This is a genomic window from Lacisediminihabitans profunda (assembly GCF_008040105.1).
Taxonomy (GTDB): domain Bacteria; phylum Actinomycetota; class Actinomycetes; order Actinomycetales; family Microbacteriaceae; genus Lacisediminihabitans; species Lacisediminihabitans profunda.
Genome location: NZ_VRMG01000002.1, coordinates 66,292 through 83,458 on the forward strand (window position 1 = coordinate 66,292; position 17,167 = coordinate 83,458).

Genomic DNA, 17,167 nt, shown 5'->3' on the forward strand with positions numbered 1-17,167 from the left:
CTGACGTGCGAACGTCGTTCTTCGGGTGAAACGCGCAAACTCGGCCCAGGCTGCGAATTGCCGCCAGCCCGGGCCGAGTGTGCACGCGCGCTACTTGATGGTAGCGATTGCCGCCGCAACCTTGGCTGCGAGATCCTTCGCGAGCGGCGAGGAACCGGCCTGCGTCGCCGCAGCGGCCTGGCCCTCGGCGCTGGCGACGTACGAGGCGTACGCCTTCACGAGGCTGCCCTTGGCCGCGTCGTCGTAGGTGTTGCAGACGATCAGGTAGCTCACGAGCACGAGCGGCCAGGCGTTCTTGTCGGTGTTCTTGCGGTCGATCGCGATGGCGAGGTCGTTGGTACCACGGCCGGTCGCCGCGGGGGACTTGGCAACCACGTCGGCAGCGCCGGCGGCGTTGATCTTGACGAACGAGTCGCCGACCTTGAGCTGCGCGATGCCGAGGCCGGTCGCGCCGGACTCGTCGATGTAGGCGATGCTGTTCGCGGCGCCCTTGACGGCGTCGGCGACACCGGAGGTGCCCTTGGCGGCGTCACCCACGGCGTAGGGGAACGTCTGCGCGGCCGGCTTGTCCCACACGGTGGGGGCGTTGGCGCTCAGGTAGTCGGTGAAGTTCTGGGTGGTGCCCGAGTCATCCGAACGGTGCACGACGGTGATCGGCGCCGAGGGGAGCGTGGCTCCGGAGTTGAGCGACTTGATGGCCGCGTCATCCCACTTGGTGATGGCGCCCTTGAAAATACCGGCGATGGTCGCGGCGTCGAGCTTGAGGTCCTTGAGGCCGGCGACGTTGTACGCGATCGCGATCGGGGAGATGTAGACGGGCAGGTCGATGGCCTTCGTGCCGCTCTTGCAGAGCGGCGACGGGGTGGCGATCTCGGTGTCCTTGAGCGCTGCATCCGAGCCGGCGAAGTCCGCGGCGCCCGAGATGAAGTTGGTGCGACCGGCGCCGGAGCCCTGGGGGTCGTAGTTGATGGTGACCTTGGGGTTCGAGGTCTGGAAGCCGGCGATCCATGCGGTCTGTGCCGCGCCCTGCGCGGACGAGCCGATTCCGTTCAGCGTGCCGGAGAGCTTGCTCACCGGAGCGGCCGAGCCGGAGGTTGAGGGTGCTGCCTCGTTTGCTGCGCACGAGGAGAGGACGATGGTTGCCGCAATGGCAATGGCTGCGATGCTGCTCGCGCGTGTAACGATACGTCGATTGACGTTCACGGGGGTCCCTTCGGGAATTTCTTGATTACAGGAAGCGGGTCGGGTGCCGACCCCTCAGCGAGAATACAAAGCGCGGTTAACCGGTCACGCCCCAGAGGGTTAACAAAAGGTGAACAGGGCGTAAATTGCCGGTTAGAACACGGCTGGTCCGTGCGTTTCGACCGCCACGATGCCCCCGTCGGGCTGCTCGACCGAAAGATGCAGAACGGTGAACTCGGAGGTCGCGAGCATGCCCGCCCGGCGCAATGGGGCGTCGAGCGGGGTGCCTGTGGCATCGGCGATCGCGTCGATGATCTCGGGAAGCACCGGCCCGTGGCTGCACAGCACCACCGCCTCACGTCTCTGCAGGCGTTTGCGCACAACCTTGCGCACGCGGGAGGTGCCGTCCTCGTAGGCATCCTGGCTGATGCTCACCGAACGCTTCACGAGCAGACCGGTGAGGGCCGCCACGGGTTCGATCGTCGCGAGGCAGCGCACCGCGGTGCTGCTGATGAGTTTCTTCGGGCCCCAGGCGGCGATCGCCGGGGCGACGCTCTCGGACTGCTCGAGCCCGCGGTGGAGAAGGGGCCGTGTCGAGTCCGGCCCGTCCCAGCTCGCGGGGGGCACCGCCTTGCCGTGCCGCAGCGCGATGATGGGAAAGGTGCGGGCGTTGCCGGCCGCGACCCGCTCGGCGAACCGGTCGAGCACATCCCGGTCCCGCTCGTAGCTCAGCACGTCGCGAGCGGAGTCGATCGACATCCAGTGCAGGGCGGCGATCTCGTCATTGGGGGCGAAGGTGGAGGCGGCGATCGTCTCCTCGCTCACCTCGGCCGACCAGTAGAAGACGGTCTTCTCCCGGCCTCCGGGCAGCGTGTACTCGATGGTGCCGAGGGGTGCACCGAGGGCGATCGAGAGGCCGGTCTCCTCCGCGATCTCGCGCACGGCGGTCTGGGGAGGCGTCTCGCCAGGGTCGACCTTGCCCTTGGGCAGGGAGATGTCCGCGCGTTCCTCGCGGTGCACGAGCAGGATGAGGGTCTCGCCGTCGACGATCCTCCAGCAGAGCGCGCCGGCGGCGTACACCCTCGAGGGGCCGAGCACGATCACCGCACGACACCGGATCGCTTGCGCGCTGAGATTCGTCGCATCAGAACATTCTGCATGTCTTCGAGCGGCTGGCCGTTCACGTCGTGGTGGTGACGGCTCCAGCTGCCGTCCCCGGCGAGTTCCCAGTGCGAGGTCGAATCCGAGAGCGCAAGCTCGAAGAGCTCGTCGATCTCCCGCAGGTGGTCGGCGCTGGTCAGCCGCACGAGCGCCTCCACCCGCCGGTCGAGGTTGCGGTGCATCATGTCCGCGCTGCCGATGTACACCTGCGGGTCGCCGTTGTTCACGAAGGAGAAGATGCGCGAGTGCTCCAGGTAACGGCCCAGGATCGACCGCACGATGATGTTCTCGCTGAGCCCCTCCACGCCGGGCTTGACCACGCAGATGCCGCGCACGACGAGCTCGACCGGCACGCCCGCCTGGCTCGCCCGGTATAGCGCATCGATGATCACTTCGTCCACTATCGAGTTGAGCTTGATCCGGATGCCGGACGGCAGCCCAGCCTGGGCGTTGACGGCCTCGGCGCGGATGCGTTTGAGCAGCCCGTTGCGCAGGTGCAGGGGTGCCACGAGGAGGCGCTTGAACTTCTTCTCGATGGCATAGCCCGACAGCTGGTTGAAGAGGCGGGTGAGGTCCTTGCCCACCGTGTTGCTCGCGGTGAGGAGCCCCAGGTCTTCGTAGATGCGGCTCGTCTTGGGGTTGTAGTTGCCCGTGCCGATGTGGCTGTAGTGCCGCAGCGATCCGCCCTCCTGGCGGATCACCAGGGCGAGCTTGCAGTGCGTCTTGAGCCCCACGAGCCCGTAGACCACGTGGACGCCGGCCTTCTCGAGCTTGCGGGCCCAGGAGATGTTGGCCGACTCGTCGAACCGCGCCTTGATCTCCACCAGGGCGAGCACCTGCTTGCCGGCCTCGGCCGCCTGGATGAGGGCCTCGACGATCGGGCTGTCTCCGGAGGTGCGGTAGAGGGTCTGCTTGATGGCGAGCACGTTCGGATCGGCCGCGGCCTGTTCGAGGAACGCCTGAACGCTCGTGGCGAAGGACTCGTACGGGTGGTGCAGCAGTATGTCCTGCCGCGCGATCGAGCCGAAGATGTCCGGCGGCGAGTTGGACTCGAGCGGCATGAGGCTCACGCTGGTGGTGGGCACATGCCTGCGGTACTTCAGCCGCGGCCGGTCGATCTTGGTGAGCTCGAACAGCCCGCCGAGGTCCAGGGGAGCCGGCAGCCGGTAGACCTCGTGCTCGGTGATGTCGAGCTCCCGCACGAGCAGGCCGAGGGTGAGGTCGTCCATGTCGTCGGTTATCTCGAGCCGGATGGGCGGACCGAACCGGCGGCGCAGCAGCTCGCGCTCGAGGGTCTGGATGAGGTTCTCCGACTCGTCTTCCTCCACCTCGACATCCTCGTTGCGGGTGACCCGGAACTCGTGGTGGTCGAACACCTCCATGCCGGGGAACAGGTCGCCGAGGTGATTGGAGATGAGGTCTTCGAGGGGGATGAAGCGCAGCAGTCCGGTCCCGTCATCCGGGAGCTGCACGAAGCGGGAGAGCATCGGCGGCACCTTGAGGCGGGCGAACTCCTCCTTGCCCGTCTTCGGGTTGCGCACCCGCACCGAGAGGTTGAGGGAGAGGCCGGAGATGTAGGGGAACGGATGCGCGGGGTCGACGGCGAGCGGCATCAGCACCGGGAAGATCTTGTTGGCGAAGATCTCGTCGAGCGATTCGCGGTCGGCCGGGCCGAGGTCCGCCCAGGTCTCGATGTGGATGCCGGCATCGTCGAGGTCGGGCTTGACCAGATCGCGAAAGGCGGCCGCGTGCCGGGCCTGAAGCTCGTGGGCGCGATCCTGGATCACGGCGAGCACCTCGGTCGGCGCGGTTCCCACGTTGGTGGGCACGGCCAGGCCGGTGAGGATGCGGCGCTTGAGGCCGGCGATGCGCACCATGAAGAACTCGTCGAGATTGCTCGCGAAGATGGCCAGGAAGTTGGCGCGCTCGAGGAGCGGCAGCTCCGGGTCTTCGGCGAGTTCGAGCACGCGCGTGTTGAAGGCGAGCCAGCTCAGCTCCCGGTCGAGATAGCGCTCGGGCGGCAGTGTCCCGTCGTCGACCCAGGTCGTGTCGTAGTCGTCGTCGAGGCTGTCCGTGGCCAGCCCGGCATCGCCAAGGTACGTCTCGCTATCCATCCCCACATCATCCCACTCCCGCATTCCCGGCAATCGCGTGCCGCATTAACGCGGGGTAAACGCGCCCTCGCGCGCCTCCCCCTTCCGAAATCCATGCAATCGGAGGCGACACGCCGCTCAACAGTGGCTCCCACCGGGTGTTGCCCCAGAAATGCATGGATTTCGGCACAGGGCACAGGGCACTGGGCACAGGGCACAGGGCACAGGGCACAGGGCAGCGGGCACCGGGCGCCGGGGAAGCCGGAGCCGGGGCGGGGTCAGGTGGCGCGGGCGTACTGGATGTCGATGGAGTGGTCGACGAAACCGAGCGGCCGATACAGCCGCAGCGCGGGCACATTGTCGGCCTCCACATAGAGGGCCGCGGTATGGATGCCCCGCGCGGCGAGTCGGGCGAAGCCCGCGTCCATGAGGCGCCGGCCGATGCCCTCGCCCTGGCGATCCGGATCGACCCCGACCACGTAGAACTCGCCGACGGATCCCTCGATCTTGAGCCAGCAGTAGCCGACGATCACGCCGTCGCCGTCGCGCAGCAGCAGGAAGTCGGCAGGGTCGAACCACGGTTCGGCCAGCAGCGCGTCGAGGTCGGACTGGCTCACCCGGCCCTGCTCCGGATGGGTGGCGAAGGCCCGCGCGTTCAGCCGCAGCCACTCCTCGTCATCGACGCCAGGGCGGAAAGGCTCCACCGGCACCGCGCGCGCGGGGGCGACCACGGGCGCCCGCAACTGCAGCAGCTCCCGCACCGGCTCGAACCCGTGGCTGCGGGCGAGTGACCTGGCCGCCGGATGGTCGCCGTGCGCCCAGATCCTGAGCGTGCCCGGCCTGGCCGCCAGGATCGCCTCGAGCATGGTCGTGCCGTTGCCCCGGCCGCGGGCATCCGGAGCCACCACGAACTCCGCCTCGGTCGACGACAGGATCGCGGCGGCCACCTCGTCCAACAGGAGGAGTTCGCGCGAGCCGCCCCGCAGCCCTACCAGCGACTGGTCGGAGAACGGCGGCTGGCCGTCCTGCCAGGTCGCCTGCTGGATCAGTGCACGCAGGAACGGCTCGGCGGATGCCGGGTCGGCTCGCTCAGGACGAGACGGGCTGGGCAAGTCGTTCGGCGTCATCGTCGTACACGTTGAAGCGGTAACCGACGTTGCGCACGGTGCCGATGAGCGACTCCAGGTCGCCGAGCTTGGCCCGCAACCGTCGCACGTGCACGTCGACGGTGCGGGTGCCGCCGAAATAGTCGTAGCCCCACACCTCACTGAGCAGCTGTTCGCGAGTGAAGACACGTGAGGGATGCGTGGCGAGAAAGCGCAGGAGTTCGAACTCCTTGAACGTGAGATCGAGGGGGCGCCCGTGCACCTTCGCGGAGTAGCTCGCCTCGTCGATCACGACCCCGGAGGCGTGGATCTTGTTGCTCGTCTTATCGAGAGCCTGGCGTCCGACGACGAGACGGATTCGGGCATCCACCTCCGCGGGTCCCGCTGTTTCCAGGATGACGTCGTCGACTCCCCAGTCGGCGCTCACCGCGGTGAGGCCGCCCTCGGTGAGGATGAGCATCAGCGGAACGTTCACTCCGGTGGTGTTGAGAATCTTGCACAAGGACTTCGCGCTGGCCAGATCCTGGCGCGCGTCAACGAGGATCAGGTCGCAACTCGGTGCGGTGATGAGGGAGGCGGGTTCCGCCGGAATCTGCCGCGTGCGATGGCTGAGCAGCCCGAGAGCCGGTAAGACTTCGCTGTTGACGGCAGAAGTAAGGATCAACAACTGCGCCAAAGGTCCTCCAAGTGCCAAGACCACAGTCTAAAGGCACATTCAGCGGCGGGCCCGCCGGGTAGGGCAAGATTGACACGTGACCATTGATCAGCCCGGCCTGGCCCTCGCGCTTCGCAGCGTGATTCCCGTGTGGGTTCTCGTGGTCATCGGCGCGGTGCTCGTGGGAGTCTTCACACCCGCCGCGCAGTTCGGGAAGTGGATTCCGATCGTGCTCGCCGCCGCGATCCTCGTCACCTTCTCCGTGCAGCTCGCCACGGAGGAGAAGGTGGGATTCGTCAACCGGGTGATGGCGAGCCTTGGTGGGTCGGTCGTGATCCTCGCCGCGGCCACCGCGATCCTCGCGGTCATCGCGCTCGCACCGAAATAGGCGCGGGCCCGACATAGGATTGGGTCATGTATCTTCCGCTGGAACTGTTCTTCATCGGGCTGCTCGTGCTGGCGACTCTCGCCATCGGGTACGTGTCGGTCGTTGTGCTGTACAACCTCTTCCGGGGCCAGCGCTGAATAGCTCGACTCTCACGACGACTCGGCTCTCATGATCGAGCTCGACGCGGATCTGCCAGCCGAGCTCGTTCCCCTCTCCTGGCTAATCGGGGTCTGGGAGGGCACCGGGGTCGTCAACTACGCGGTAGGCGAGGAGACGCGAAACTACGAGTTCGGGCATCGCCTGAGTTTCAGCCACGATGGGCTGCCGCATCTCAACTACACCTCCTACACGTGGTTGCTCGACGAGAACCTCACCCCGCTCGCCACCGAGACCGGCTACTGGCGGCTGAGCCGGGCGGCCACGGAGGGCGACCCCGGTCCCGGCCTGCTCACCGGCGTCGGCATCCGGCCCTTCACCACCGCCCGGTCGGTGGAGACGCTGCGCAACGCCACGGGCGGCTTCGACATCGAGGTGTCGATCCTGCACCCGGGCGGAGTCAGTGAACTCTACGTGGGGCAGGTGAAGGGACCGCGAATCGACCTGGTGACGGATGCCGTGCTGCGGTCCGTCACCTCGAAGGAACACAGCGCGTCCACGCGCCTCTACGGCCTGGTCGACAATCACCTGCTCTGGGCGTGGGACATCGCCGCGCTCGGGCAGGAACTCGCCAGCCACGCATCCGGAAGGCTCGCCCGTGTCGAATAGCCCATTCCTCGAGCGGCCCGGCGCCGTCGACGGTGCGGGCCGGGACGCCGGAGTGCCGGCTCACTACGGCAACCCGATGGCGGAGCAGCGCGCACTCTCCGACGGCCTGGCCGTCGTCGACCTCTCGAACCGGGCGGTGCTCACCATCACCGGCCCGGATCGGCTCACCTGGATCGACTCCCTCACCAGCCAGAGCGTCGCCCGCCTCACGCCGGGCGAATCGAGCGAGACGCTCCTGCTCGACCCGACAGGACGGCTCGAGTACGCCGTGCGCCTCCTCGACGACGGGGTCGCCCTCTGGCTGCTGCTCGAGAGCGACGAGGCGCCGGGGCTTCTGGCCTGGCTGGATCGGATGCGGTTCATGCTGCGCGTGGAACTCGCCGATCGAAGCGCCGACTTCGCCACCATCGGCACCCTCGGTTCGCCGGAGGTCGCCGCGGCAGAGCCCAACGGCGTTCCCCTCGTCTGGCACGACCCGTGGGCGTCGGTGACTCCGGGCGGCCACCAGTATGCGGTCATCGACCGGCATCCGGGCGCCGACTGGACCTACAGCGAGATCCTGGTGCCGCGCGAGGCGCTCGCCGACCTCGCGGCGCTGCCCGCCGCCGGCGTGCTCGCCCTCGAGGCGCTGCGCATCGCCGCCTGGCGTCCCCGCTTCGCCACCGAGGCCGACGACAGGACGATTCCGCACGAGCTCGACTGGCTGCGCTCGGCCGTGCACCTGAGCAAGGGCTGCTATCGCGGCCAGGAGACCGTGGCCAAGGTGCACAACCTCGGGCATCCTCCGCGCCGCCTGGTCATGCTGCACCTCGATGGCTCCGAGTCGGTGCTTCCCCAGCCGGGAGACGACGTCGTCGACGGCGACAAGGTGGTCGGAGCGATCACCTCGTCGGCGCGGCACTTCGAGCTCGGGCCGATCGCGCTCGCCGTGGTGAAGCGCACGACCGACCCGCTGGTCACCCTCACGGTTCGCGCCGCCGACGGTATCGTGGCCGCCGCGCAGGAGATCGTCGTGCCGCCGGAGGCGGGTGCCGAGGCCCACGTTCCCCGGCTTCCGCGACTCGGCGCGGTGAAACGGTAGAGGTTCGGCAGTGTCGCGCTCCGGCCTGATGCGCGGGCTCCAGCCGCGTGAGTCGCTCGGCCGGGTCGTCGATTCGATCGTGCCCGCCCTGCAGATCGTGGCGGCCGCGGCCGCCGCCTACTCGATCGCGCACTACCTGGTCGGGCATGCCGTGCCCCTGATCGCCCTGACGGTGACCATCTCGAGTCTCGGCTTCGCCCGCGACGCGCGGCCGGTCAGGGTGCTCGAATCCGCGATCGGCATCGTGATCGGCATCGCGCTGAGCGAGCTGCTTCTGCTGCTGATCGGGCGCGGGGTGTGGCAGATCGCCCTCGTGCTGCTCGTGACCCTGCTCGTGGCCCGCCTGCTCTCGCCGAGCAACGCCTTCGTCGTCGCCGCCGGGGTGCAGTCCATTCTCGTGATGCTGCTGCCGGCGCCGGCGGGGGGACCGTTCGTGCGCAGCATCGACGGCATCATCGGCGGGGTCGTCGCGCTCATCGTGACGGCGGTGCTGCCCAGGGACCCGCGCCGGCTCGCCCGGCGCGATGCCGTCCGGCTCTTCGGCGCCCTCAACGAATCGCTCGACTCCCTCGTGGCGGCGCTCGAACGGGCGGATGAACCGGCGGCGGAGCACGCTCTCGAGCGCCTGCGCAGCACCCAGCCGATCATCGATCAGTGGCGGTCATCCCTCGACTCCGCGGTCGCGATCTCGAGGATCTCGCCGTTCCTTCGCCGACACGGGCCGGAGCTCGATGCCCAGCGCCGCGTGCTCGTCGGCATGGACTTCGCCACCCGCAACCTTCGAGTGATCAGCCGGCGTATCGACTTCCTCGTGCGGGACGGGGTTGCGCGACCGGCGCTCGCCTCGCTCGTGGCCTCCCTCGCGACCTCGGTGCGGCTGCTTGGGCAGAGCCTCGACGATCCGCGGCTCGCGGACACCGTGCGCGTCGGCCTCGTCGCGGTGGCCGAGCGGCTGCGTCCGGAACTCGTGGCGAAGGGCGCCCCGATGACCGAGTCGGTGGTCGTGCTCATGCTCAGGCCGCTCCTCGTCGACCTGCTCACGGCGGCGGATCTGCCGGAGGAGAAGGCGCGGGCGGTCCTCCCCGAGGTGTAGCCGGCCGAGAAAGGCGGATGCGGGACGCGGCCGGTCAGCTCCAGTCGAACCCGTTCGGGGCGACGGCCTCCCACGCGAGCGTGAGTTCTCCGAGCTTCCAGCGCGACCGGTTGCCCAGCACCGGCCAGCCGTCATCGGCGAGGCCTTGAGCGGTGGCGATCCATCGCTGCGACGGACCGTAGACCGAGAGCGGGGCGTTGAGCTGCCAGTGCCGGTCCAGGTCCTGCAGAAATGCGTGGATCTTTTCGCCGGGCACGTTGCGGTGGATGAGCACCTTCGGCAGTCGTTCGGCGACGATCGACGGCCTCTCCAGGTCGGCGAGGCGCAGACTCACCGTCAGCGACAGGGGACCGCTCGCCGCGACATCCACCCAACTGGCGACGCGGCCCATCTCGTTGCAGGTTCCCTCCACGAGCACACCGCCCGGCTCGAGTCTGGCGACCATCCGGCGCCAGGCATCCGGCACGGCGGACTCGTCGTACTGGCGCAGCACGTTGAGGGCGCGGATGACCGTGGCCAGTCGGTCGCCGGGCAGCGGCACTTCGAACCCCCCGAGCCGGAAGCTCACCCCGGGCCGGGCGGATGCCGACGCCAGCCTCACCCGCGCCGGGTCGATCTCGATGCCGATCACCTCCACGTCCGGCCGCAGCCGGCCGAGACGCTGGTGCAGTTCGAGGGTCGTCGTGGCGGATGCGCCGTAGCCGAGATCCACGACGAGAGGTGCGGCCGCACGGCGGAACGCGGGAAGCTGCGCGATCCACCGGTCCACCCGGCGCAGGCGATTGGTGCCCGTCGTTCCGCGGGTGATCGAACCGATGGGCATGCCCCCAAGTATCCCAGCGCCTCGACCGATCTCGCCGCCCCTTCCGCCACCGCTCCTTCCGAAATCCATGCAATCGGCGCCGACGCTCCGGCTGGAGTGACCCCGCAGCGGCGTGTTGAGAAGAAATGCATGGATTTCGGAACGGGCGAACGGGGAAGGGGAAGGCGGCGCGGGGCGGGCAGCGGCACCCGCGGGCGGGCGCGGGCGGCTTCGCTAGAGTTGGGACATGACTTTCACGCTCATCCTGCTGCGCCACGGCAACAGCGAATGGAACACCAAGAACCTCTTCACCGGCTGGGTGGATGTCGACCTGAGCGACCAGGGACGCGCCGAGGCGAGGCGGGCCGGCGAGCTCATCGCCGAGTCCGGCGTGCTGCCGGACATCCAGTACACCTCCGTTCTCAAGCGCGCCATCCACACCGCGAACATCGCGCTCGAGGTGGCCGACCGCGACTGGATCGACGTGAAGCGCAGCTGGCGGCTCAACGAGCGTCACTACGGCGCCCTGCAGGGCAAGGACAAGGCGCAGACCCTCGCCGAGTACGGCCAGGAGCAGTTCATGACCTGGCGCCGCTCGTTCGACGTGCCGCCACCGCCGCTCGACGACGACAGCGAGTTCTCGCAGGCCCACGACCCGCGCTACGCGGGCCTCGGAGCCGACCTTCCCCGCACCGAATCGCTCAAGCTCGTGATCGACCGGATGCTGCCCTACTGGGAGTCGGACATCAAGCCGGATCTCACCACCGGCAAGACCGTGCTCGTCACGGCGCACGGCAACTCGCTGCGCGCGCTCGTGAAGCACCTGGACGGCATCTCGGATGCGGACATCGCCGAGCTCAACATCCCCACCGGCATCCCGCTCGTCTACGAACTCGGCGACGACTTCATGCCGACGAAGCCCGCCGTGTACCTCGACCCGGAGGCCGCGGCCGCCGGGGCAGCCGCGGTCGCCGCCCAGGGTAAGAAGTAGCCTGAGCGGGCCCTGCCGTTGGGGGCACGCCCCGGGAGGCCGGTCCTAGAGGCCTGCGGAGACCCAGTCGCCGGTCGCCAGGTACTGGACCTTCTTGGCGATCGAGACGGCGTGGTCGGCGAAGCGCTCGTGATAGCGCGAGGCGAGGGTCGCGTCGACCGTGTCGACCGCCGCGCCCTTCCAGGTCTCGCCGAGCACCTTGTCGAACACGCTGAGGTGCAGCGCGTCGATCTGGTCGTCGTCGTTGCGGATCTCCTCGGCGAGACGCATGTCTTCGGTGCGCAGCAGCTCGGTGAGCTTCTTCGCGATCTGCACGTCGTACTTGCCGAGATCGGCGAAGGTGCTACGCAGCGAACGGGGGACGACCTTGTCCGGGAAGCGGTAGCGCGCGAGCTGCGCGATGTGTTCGGCCATGTCGCCCATGCGCTCGAGGGAGGCGCTGATGCGCAGCGCGCTCACGACTATTCGCAGGTCGCGGGCCACCGGCTGCTGGCGGGCCAGGATGTTGATGGCGAGCTCGTCGAGGGCGACCGCCGCGCCGTCGATCTTGTCGTCATCCGCGATCACCGCCTCGGCGAGGGACACGTTCGACTCGTTGAAGGCCCGCGTGGCGTTCTCGATCGAGATCTCCACGAGGGTCGCGATCTCGACGAGGCGCTCCTGCACCTCTTGAAGTTCCTGCTGGAAAACCTCGCGCATTGTCGAATCCCTTTCGCTGCGAGCATGACGGTCCCCGCACAGTTGAAGCCACACTGCCCCATGCCGGTTAACACTTGGTGATCAGCACCTGAACAAATGCCAAAGTATCGCCTTCCCCCGACAGGGGCTGCGAGGCGGGCCGTGAGATCTAACTAATCTTATTGCTATGACCTCCGCGTGGCTCGTGCCGCTCACACTCGTTTTCGGTGTGATCGTTGGGGCGGCCATCGTGCTGATCCTCGTCGCCTCCGCCCGCCGGGGCCAGCGGGCGGTGGATGTCGTGAGCAACGCGGTGCCGGACGGCGTCGACCAGGTGATCGAGGCCCTCGAGTCCGCCGGGGTGGTTCTCGACCCGTCGAACAACGTCGTCAAGGCATCGCCGGGCGCCCTCGCGTTCGGCCTGGTGTGGAACGACGCGCTCGTGCACTCGGAACTCGTCGCGCTGGTCGACCAGGTGCGCCGCACCGGCGATTCCATCACCCAGGAGCTCGAGCTCGCCCGCGGGCCGTTCGGCGACGCCAACATCTACCTGTTCGTGCGGGTCGCGAGGCTGGGCGCCCGCTACATCCTGCTGCTGGCCGAAGACCACACCGAGAGCTACCGGCTCGACGAGGTGCGGCGCGACTTCGTGGCCAACATCAGCCACGAGCTGAAGACCCCGATCGGCGCGGTGAGCCTTCTCGCCGAGGCGCTCCAGGCGGCCTCCGACGAGCCGGACCAGGTTCGCCGCTTCGCGAAACGGCTCACCAAGGAGTCCGAACGCCTGGCCAAGATCACCCAGGAGATCATCCAGCTCTCCCGACTGCAGGCGGCCGACGCGCTCACCAAACCCGAGGTGGTCGACATCGACCACGTCGTCGCGCTCGCGATCGACCAGAACCGGGTGGCTGCGGACTCGAGCCGGGTGACCATCGTGAGTGGGGGAGACGCGGGCGCCGAGGTCTACGGCGACGAGCCGCTGCTCGCCGTCGCGCTGCACAACCTGATCGCCAACGCCATCCAGTACTCGCCCAAGGGCTCCCGGGTGGGGGTGGGGGTCACCAATGCTGACGGCATCGTCGAGATCGCGGTGACCGACCAGGGCGCGGGCATCCCCGAGGAGGACCTCGACCGGGTGTTCGAACGCTTCTACCGCATCGATCAGGCGCGATCACGGCACACCGGCGGTTCGGGCCTCGGCCTCAGCATCGTCAAGCACGTCGTGCAGAACCACGGCGGCGACGTTCGCGTGTGGTCCCAGGTCGGCAATGGCTCCACCTTCACCATCCGCCTGCCCGAGGCGTCCCACGCCTCGCAGGCTTCACTGAAAGAAGCATGATGACGCGAATCCTGATCGTGGAAGACGAATCGTCCCTGAGCGAGCCCCTGGCCTTCCTGCTGGGCCGGGAGGGGTACGAGACCACGATCGCCGCCGACGGCCCGGCGGCGCTCGCCGAGTTCGACCGCAACGGCACCGACCTGATCCTGCTCGACCTCATGCTGCCGGGAATCCCGGGCACCGAGGTCTGCCGCGAGATCCGCACCCGCTCGCAGGTGCCGATCATCATGCTGACGGCGAAGGACAGCGAGGTGGATGTGGTGGTCGGCCTCGAGCTGGGCGCCGACGACTACGTCACCAAGCCGTATTCGACCCGCGAGCTCCTCGCCCGCATCCGCGCGGTCATGCGCCGCCGGGTGGAGGGCGACGATGACGATGTCGCGGTGCTCGAGGCCGGCGACGTGCGGATGGACGTGGAGCGGCACACCGTGGCGGTGCGCGGCAAGGAGACGGCCATGCCGCTCAAGGAGTTCGAACTGCTCGAGGTGCTGCTGCGCAACTCGGGGCGGGTGCTCACCCGCGGCCAGCTGATCGACCGTGTCTGGGGTGCCGACTACTTCGGCGACACAAAGACGCTCGACGTGCACATCAAGCGCATCCGCACCAAGATCGAGCGGCATCCGTCAGACCCGACGATGCTGCTCACCGTGCGGGGGCTCGGCTACCGCTTCGAGGCCTGACCGCGCGACTTCCGCGTGCGTGCTCCGCGTGCGCGCTCCGCTGGCGCGCGTTTCTCCGGAGGTTTGTCTCGCCGCGGTCCAAATCGCGTCAGAACAGTCCGATTCCGGCCGGTTTGGCCCCGAAGCTCCGGAGAAACGCGGGGTGACGGCGCGGTCGGGACGGGACCTGCAGGAGATGCGCGGGGAGCGCGATTTCGGCGTGTGCGCTCCGCGTGCGCGCTCCGCTGGCGCGCGTTTCTCCGGAGGTTTGTCTCGCCGCGGTCCAAATTGCGTCCGAACAGTCCGATTCCGGCCGGTTTGGCCCCGAAGCTCCGGAGAAGCGCGGGGTGAGGGCGCGGTCGGGACGGGACCTGCGGGAGATCCGCGGGGAGGGCGATTTCGGCGTGCGTGCTCCGCGTGCGTGCTCCGCTGGCGCGCGTTTCTCCGGAGGTTTGTCTCGCCGCGGTCCAAATTGCGGCCGAATAGCTCGATTCCGGCCGGTTTGGCCCCGAAGCTCCGGAGAAGCGCGGGGTGAGGGCGCGGTCGGGACGGGACCTGCGGGAGATCCGCGGGGAGGGCGATTTCGGCGTGCGTGCTCCGCCGGCGTGCTCCGCGGCGTGCGTTTCTCCGGAGGTTTGTCTCGCCGCGGTCCAAATTGCGTCCGAATAGCCCGATTCCGGCCGGTTTAGCCCCGAAGCTCCGGAGAAACGCGGGGTGAGGGAGAAACGCGGGTGAGGGAGAAACGCGGGTGAGGGAGAAACGCGGGCGGGCCGGGACGCCCCGCGAGGCTCAGTTGCTCGGTGACGCGCTCGGGGTCGGGATGCCGGTGGGAGTGGGAGTGGGAGTGGGCGTCGGAGTCGGCGAGGGCAGAAGGCCCACGTATTCCTTCTGGCTCGCGTCCAGCACCGGAAGGAGAAGCTGCTTGCCGGTGTCGGATCCCGACTGGAAGAAGACCGGGAAGAGTCCGCCCGGCTCGGTGTTGATGCCCTGAAGCACGAGTTGCTTGGAGCCCTTGGCGCCGAGGGTCCGCGCCTCGCCGGCGTCGAGCCGCACGGTGGACGTGAGCTTGCCCTCGGATCCCTCGTACTGGATGTTCACGTCGGCCGGCTGCTCGCCGTCGTTGATGAGGCTCACGACCAGGGCGGCCTCCTCGCCGTCCTTCGTGAAGACCAGGGCGTTGCGCACCTGGATCGAGCCGAGAGTCGCACCTACCCCGTCGCTCGGGTCATACTGCTTGCTGGTCGACTGGGGGGCGAACAGGCTGCAACCGGTCGCGCCCAACATCATGGCGGCCGCCAGGACGACGGATGCAGCAATGCGTGCTCTCACAAAACCCTCCAGAAGCAAAGAAAATGGCCTCACATCGCGGACGATCGCCGCGGGAACCTGCTTGGAGTTTAGCCTACCGACCCTTCGCGCCCGGCTTCGGGTAAGGCCACCCTAACTGGGAGATCGCTGTGGTAAACTAGAGGCCACGGAACGGAGTCCCATCCATGCTTTTCGAGGTCGGCGAAACCGTCGTTTACCCCCATCACGGTGCAGCAACCATCACCGAGGTCAAGACGCGAATCATCAAGGGCGAGGAGAAGCTCTACCTCAAGCTCAATGTCACCCAGGGTGACCTGACGATCGAGGTGCCCGCAGAGAATGTGGACCTCGTCGGCGTGCGCGATGTGATCGGCAAAGAGGGACTGGACAAGGTCTTCGAGGTGCTGCGCGCCCCGTTCACCGAGGAGCCGACCAACTGGTCGAGGCGCTACAAGGCCAACCTCGAGAAGCTGGCGTCCGGCGATGTCATCAAGGTGTCGGAGGTCGTGCGCGACCTGTGGCGCCGTGACCAGGACCGCGGACTCTCCGCCGGTGAGAAGCGGATGCTCGCCAAGGCACGCCAGATCCTGATCTCCGAGCTCGCGCTCGCCGAGAAGACCGACGAAGAGAAGGCATCAACGGTTCTCGACGAGGTCCTTGCCTCCTAGGGGCAGCACCGAGACTCCGCGCGTCGGAGTGATCGTCGTTGCTGCCGGAAGCGGCAGCAGGCTCGGCCAGCCCGAGCCGAAGGCCTTCGTCGACCTCCAGGGTCGGCCGATCCTGGAGCACGCGCTGCTGCCGGTCTTCGGGCTGAGCGTCGCCGCCCAGGTCGTCGTGGTCGCGCCCGTGGCTCAGCTCGGCGAGGCGCGGGCGATGGCGCTCGAGGTCGCCGGGGTGGCCGCAGGCTACGTGACGGTCGTCGCGGGGGGCGCCACCCGGCAGGCCTCGGTGGCCGCGGGTATCGCCGTGCTCGAGCCCGGCATCCGCGTCGTTCTGGTGCACGATGCGGCCCGAGCCTTCACGCCGACCCACCTCTTCGAAACGGTGATCGCCGCGGTCGAGGCATCCGGATCCGGAGTGATCCCGGGGCTGCCCGTGGCGGACACCATCAAGCGTGCGGTAGACGGGATCGCCGTGGCCACAGTCGATCGCTCGGAGCTCGTGGCGGTGCAGACCCCGCAGGGCTTTCCGCGCCAGCCTCTCGCCGACGCCTACGCGACCGCGATCGCCGAGCACACCGACGACGCCGCGCTCTACGCCGCGGCCGGGCATCCGGTGATCGTCGTTCCCGGCGACCCCCTCGCGTTCAAGATCACCACCCCGTGGGATCTGCGTCGCGCCGAGGCGCTCGCGTCGGCCGCCCCGGATGCCGCACCCGGGTCCGCGCGAACCGGAGTCGGCATGGACGTGCACGCCTTCGATGAGTCGAGCGAGCTCTGGCTCGGCGGGCTGCACTGGCCGGGCGAGGTCGGCCTCGCCGGCCACAGCGACGGCGACGCGCTCAGCCACGCGATCTGCGACGCGCTGCTCTCCGCGGCGGGCCTCGGCGACCTCGGCGAGCGTTTCGGCACCGCCGACGAGCGCTTCGCGAACGCGCACGGCGCGGTGTTCATCGCCGAGACCGTGCGGCTGGTGAGCGAGGCCGGCTACGCGATCGGCAACGTCGCCGCGCAGGTGGTGGCCAACCGACCGAAGCTCGCCGCTCGCCGCGACGAGCTGCAGCGCACCCTCTCCTCTCTCGTCGGCGCGCCCGTGAGCGTCGCCGCCACGACATCCGACGGCCTCGGGTTCACCGGCCGCGGCGAGGGTGTCGCGGTCATCGCCACGGCTCTCCTCCGCCCGCTGCCCCCGCAAGTTAGGCTGTGA

Annotated in this window: 17 protein-coding genes; 9 read left to right on the forward strand and 8 right to left on the reverse strand. The window is 68.5% G+C overall.

Annotation, left to right across the window (positions count from 1 at the left end; genetic code table 11):
• Positions 1-90: 90 nt before the first annotated feature.
• From pstS to FVP33_RS00925, 5 genes are all read right to left on the reverse strand, one after another.
• Positions 91-1,185, reverse strand: a complete 1,095-nt coding sequence (gene pstS, locus FVP33_RS00905) for a phosphate ABC transporter substrate-binding protein PstS (protein WP_147781824.1) — start codon at positions 1,183-1,185, stop codon at positions 91-93.
• Positions 1,186-1,335: 150 nt separating this feature from the next.
• On the reverse strand, positions 1,336-2,286 hold the full coding sequence (locus FVP33_RS00910) for an NUDIX hydrolase (RefSeq protein ID WP_342779830.1): 951 nt from the start codon (positions 2,284-2,286) through the stop codon (positions 1,336-1,338).
• Positions 2,283-4,457 carry an RNA degradosome polyphosphate kinase gene (locus FVP33_RS00915; RefSeq protein WP_147781763.1) on the reverse strand — a complete coding sequence of 725 codons (2,175 nt, stop codon included), beginning with the start codon at positions 4,455-4,457 and terminating at the stop codon, positions 2,283-2,285. Before FVP33_RS00915 ends, FVP33_RS00910 begins: the two co-directional genes overlap by 4 nt.
• A 257-nt stretch (positions 4,458-4,714) precedes the next feature.
• The gene (gene mshD / locus FVP33_RS00920; RefSeq protein WP_147781764.1) at positions 4,715-5,563 is read right to left on the reverse strand and encodes a mycothiol synthase; all 849 of its coding nucleotides are present in this window, start codon (positions 5,561-5,563) and stop codon (positions 4,715-4,717) included.
• Positions 5,526-6,218, reverse strand: coding sequence for a response regulator transcription factor (locus tag FVP33_RS00925; protein ID WP_147781826.1), 693 nt, complete (start codon positions 6,216-6,218; stop codon positions 5,526-5,528). The genes mshD and FVP33_RS00925 overlap by 38 nt, the downstream gene beginning before the upstream one ends.
• A 76-nt stretch (positions 6,219-6,294) precedes the next feature.
• On the opposite strand from FVP33_RS00925, the gene FVP33_RS00930 reads away from it, so the two are divergent.
• The 4 genes from FVP33_RS00930 (at position 6,295) to FVP33_RS00945 (ending at position 9,524) form a co-directional block, all read left to right on the forward strand.
• Positions 6,295-6,585 (forward strand): hypothetical protein, encoded by a 291-nt coding sequence (locus tag FVP33_RS00930; protein ID WP_147781765.1) that lies wholly within the window; start codon positions 6,295-6,297, stop codon positions 6,583-6,585.
• A 168-nt stretch (positions 6,586-6,753) separates the two neighbouring features.
• Positions 6,754-7,350 carry a heme-binding beta-barrel domain-containing protein gene (locus FVP33_RS00935; protein ID WP_147781766.1) on the forward strand — a complete coding sequence of 199 codons (597 nt, stop codon included), beginning with the start codon at positions 6,754-6,756 and terminating at the stop codon, positions 7,348-7,350.
• Complete coding sequence (gene ygfZ, locus FVP33_RS00940; RefSeq protein ID WP_147781767.1) at positions 7,340-8,431, forward strand: CAF17-like 4Fe-4S cluster assembly/insertion protein YgfZ; 1,092 nt, start codon at positions 7,340-7,342, stop codon at positions 8,429-8,431. Before FVP33_RS00935 ends, ygfZ begins: the two co-directional genes overlap by 11 nt.
• Before the next feature lie 10 nt (positions 8,432-8,441).
• Positions 8,442-9,524 (forward strand): FUSC family protein, encoded by a 1,083-nt coding sequence (locus FVP33_RS00945; protein WP_147781768.1) that lies wholly within the window; start codon positions 8,442-8,444, stop codon positions 9,522-9,524.
• 34 nt (positions 9,525-9,558) lie between these two features.
• Here the strand turns inward: FVP33_RS00945 and FVP33_RS00950 are convergent, their stop codons facing one another.
• Positions 9,559-10,347 (reverse strand): class I SAM-dependent methyltransferase, encoded by a 789-nt coding sequence (locus tag FVP33_RS00950; RefSeq protein WP_147781769.1) that lies wholly within the window; start codon positions 10,345-10,347, stop codon positions 9,559-9,561.
• Positions 10,348-10,573: 226 nt separating this feature from the next.
• On the opposite strand from FVP33_RS00950, the gene FVP33_RS00955 reads away from it, so the two are divergent.
• The gene (locus tag FVP33_RS00955) at positions 10,574-11,317 is read left to right on the forward strand and encodes a phosphoglyceromutase (RefSeq protein ID WP_147781770.1); all 744 of its coding nucleotides are present in this window, start codon (positions 10,574-10,576) and stop codon (positions 11,315-11,317) included.
• Between the two features lie 45 nt (positions 11,318-11,362).
• Here FVP33_RS00955 and phoU read toward each other — a convergent pair whose 3' ends face one another.
• On the reverse strand, positions 11,363-12,016 hold the full coding sequence (gene phoU / locus FVP33_RS00960; RefSeq protein ID WP_147781771.1) for a phosphate signaling complex protein PhoU: 654 nt from the start codon (positions 12,014-12,016) through the stop codon (positions 11,363-11,365).
• 166 nt (positions 12,017-12,182) lie between these two features.
• On the opposite strand from phoU, the gene FVP33_RS00965 reads away from it, so the two are divergent.
• Complete coding sequence (locus FVP33_RS00965; protein WP_147781772.1) at positions 12,183-13,334, forward strand: sensor histidine kinase; 1,152 nt, start codon at positions 12,183-12,185, stop codon at positions 13,332-13,334.
• Entirely contained in the window at positions 13,334-14,014 is a 681-nt protein-coding gene (locus FVP33_RS00970; RefSeq protein WP_147781827.1) for a response regulator transcription factor, read from the forward strand. Before FVP33_RS00965 ends, FVP33_RS00970 begins: the two co-directional genes overlap by 1 nt.
• A 768-nt stretch (positions 14,015-14,782) precedes the next feature.
• Here FVP33_RS00970 and FVP33_RS00975 read toward each other — a convergent pair.
• On the reverse strand, positions 14,783-15,322 hold the full coding sequence (locus FVP33_RS00975) for a hypothetical protein (protein ID WP_147781773.1): 540 nt from the start codon (positions 15,320-15,322) through the stop codon (positions 14,783-14,785).
• Positions 15,323-15,486: 164 nt separating this feature from the next.
• Between FVP33_RS00975 and FVP33_RS00980 the strand changes: the two genes are divergently transcribed.
• Both FVP33_RS00980 and ispD read left to right on the forward strand, forming a co-directional pair.
• Positions 15,487-15,969, forward strand: coding sequence for a CarD family transcriptional regulator (locus FVP33_RS00980; RefSeq protein WP_134506949.1), 483 nt, complete (start codon positions 15,487-15,489; stop codon positions 15,967-15,969).
• Complete coding sequence (gene ispD / locus FVP33_RS00985; RefSeq protein WP_147781774.1) at positions 15,959-17,167, forward strand: 2-C-methyl-D-erythritol 4-phosphate cytidylyltransferase; 1,209 nt, start codon at positions 15,959-15,961, stop codon at positions 17,165-17,167. Before FVP33_RS00980 ends, ispD begins: the two co-directional genes overlap by 11 nt.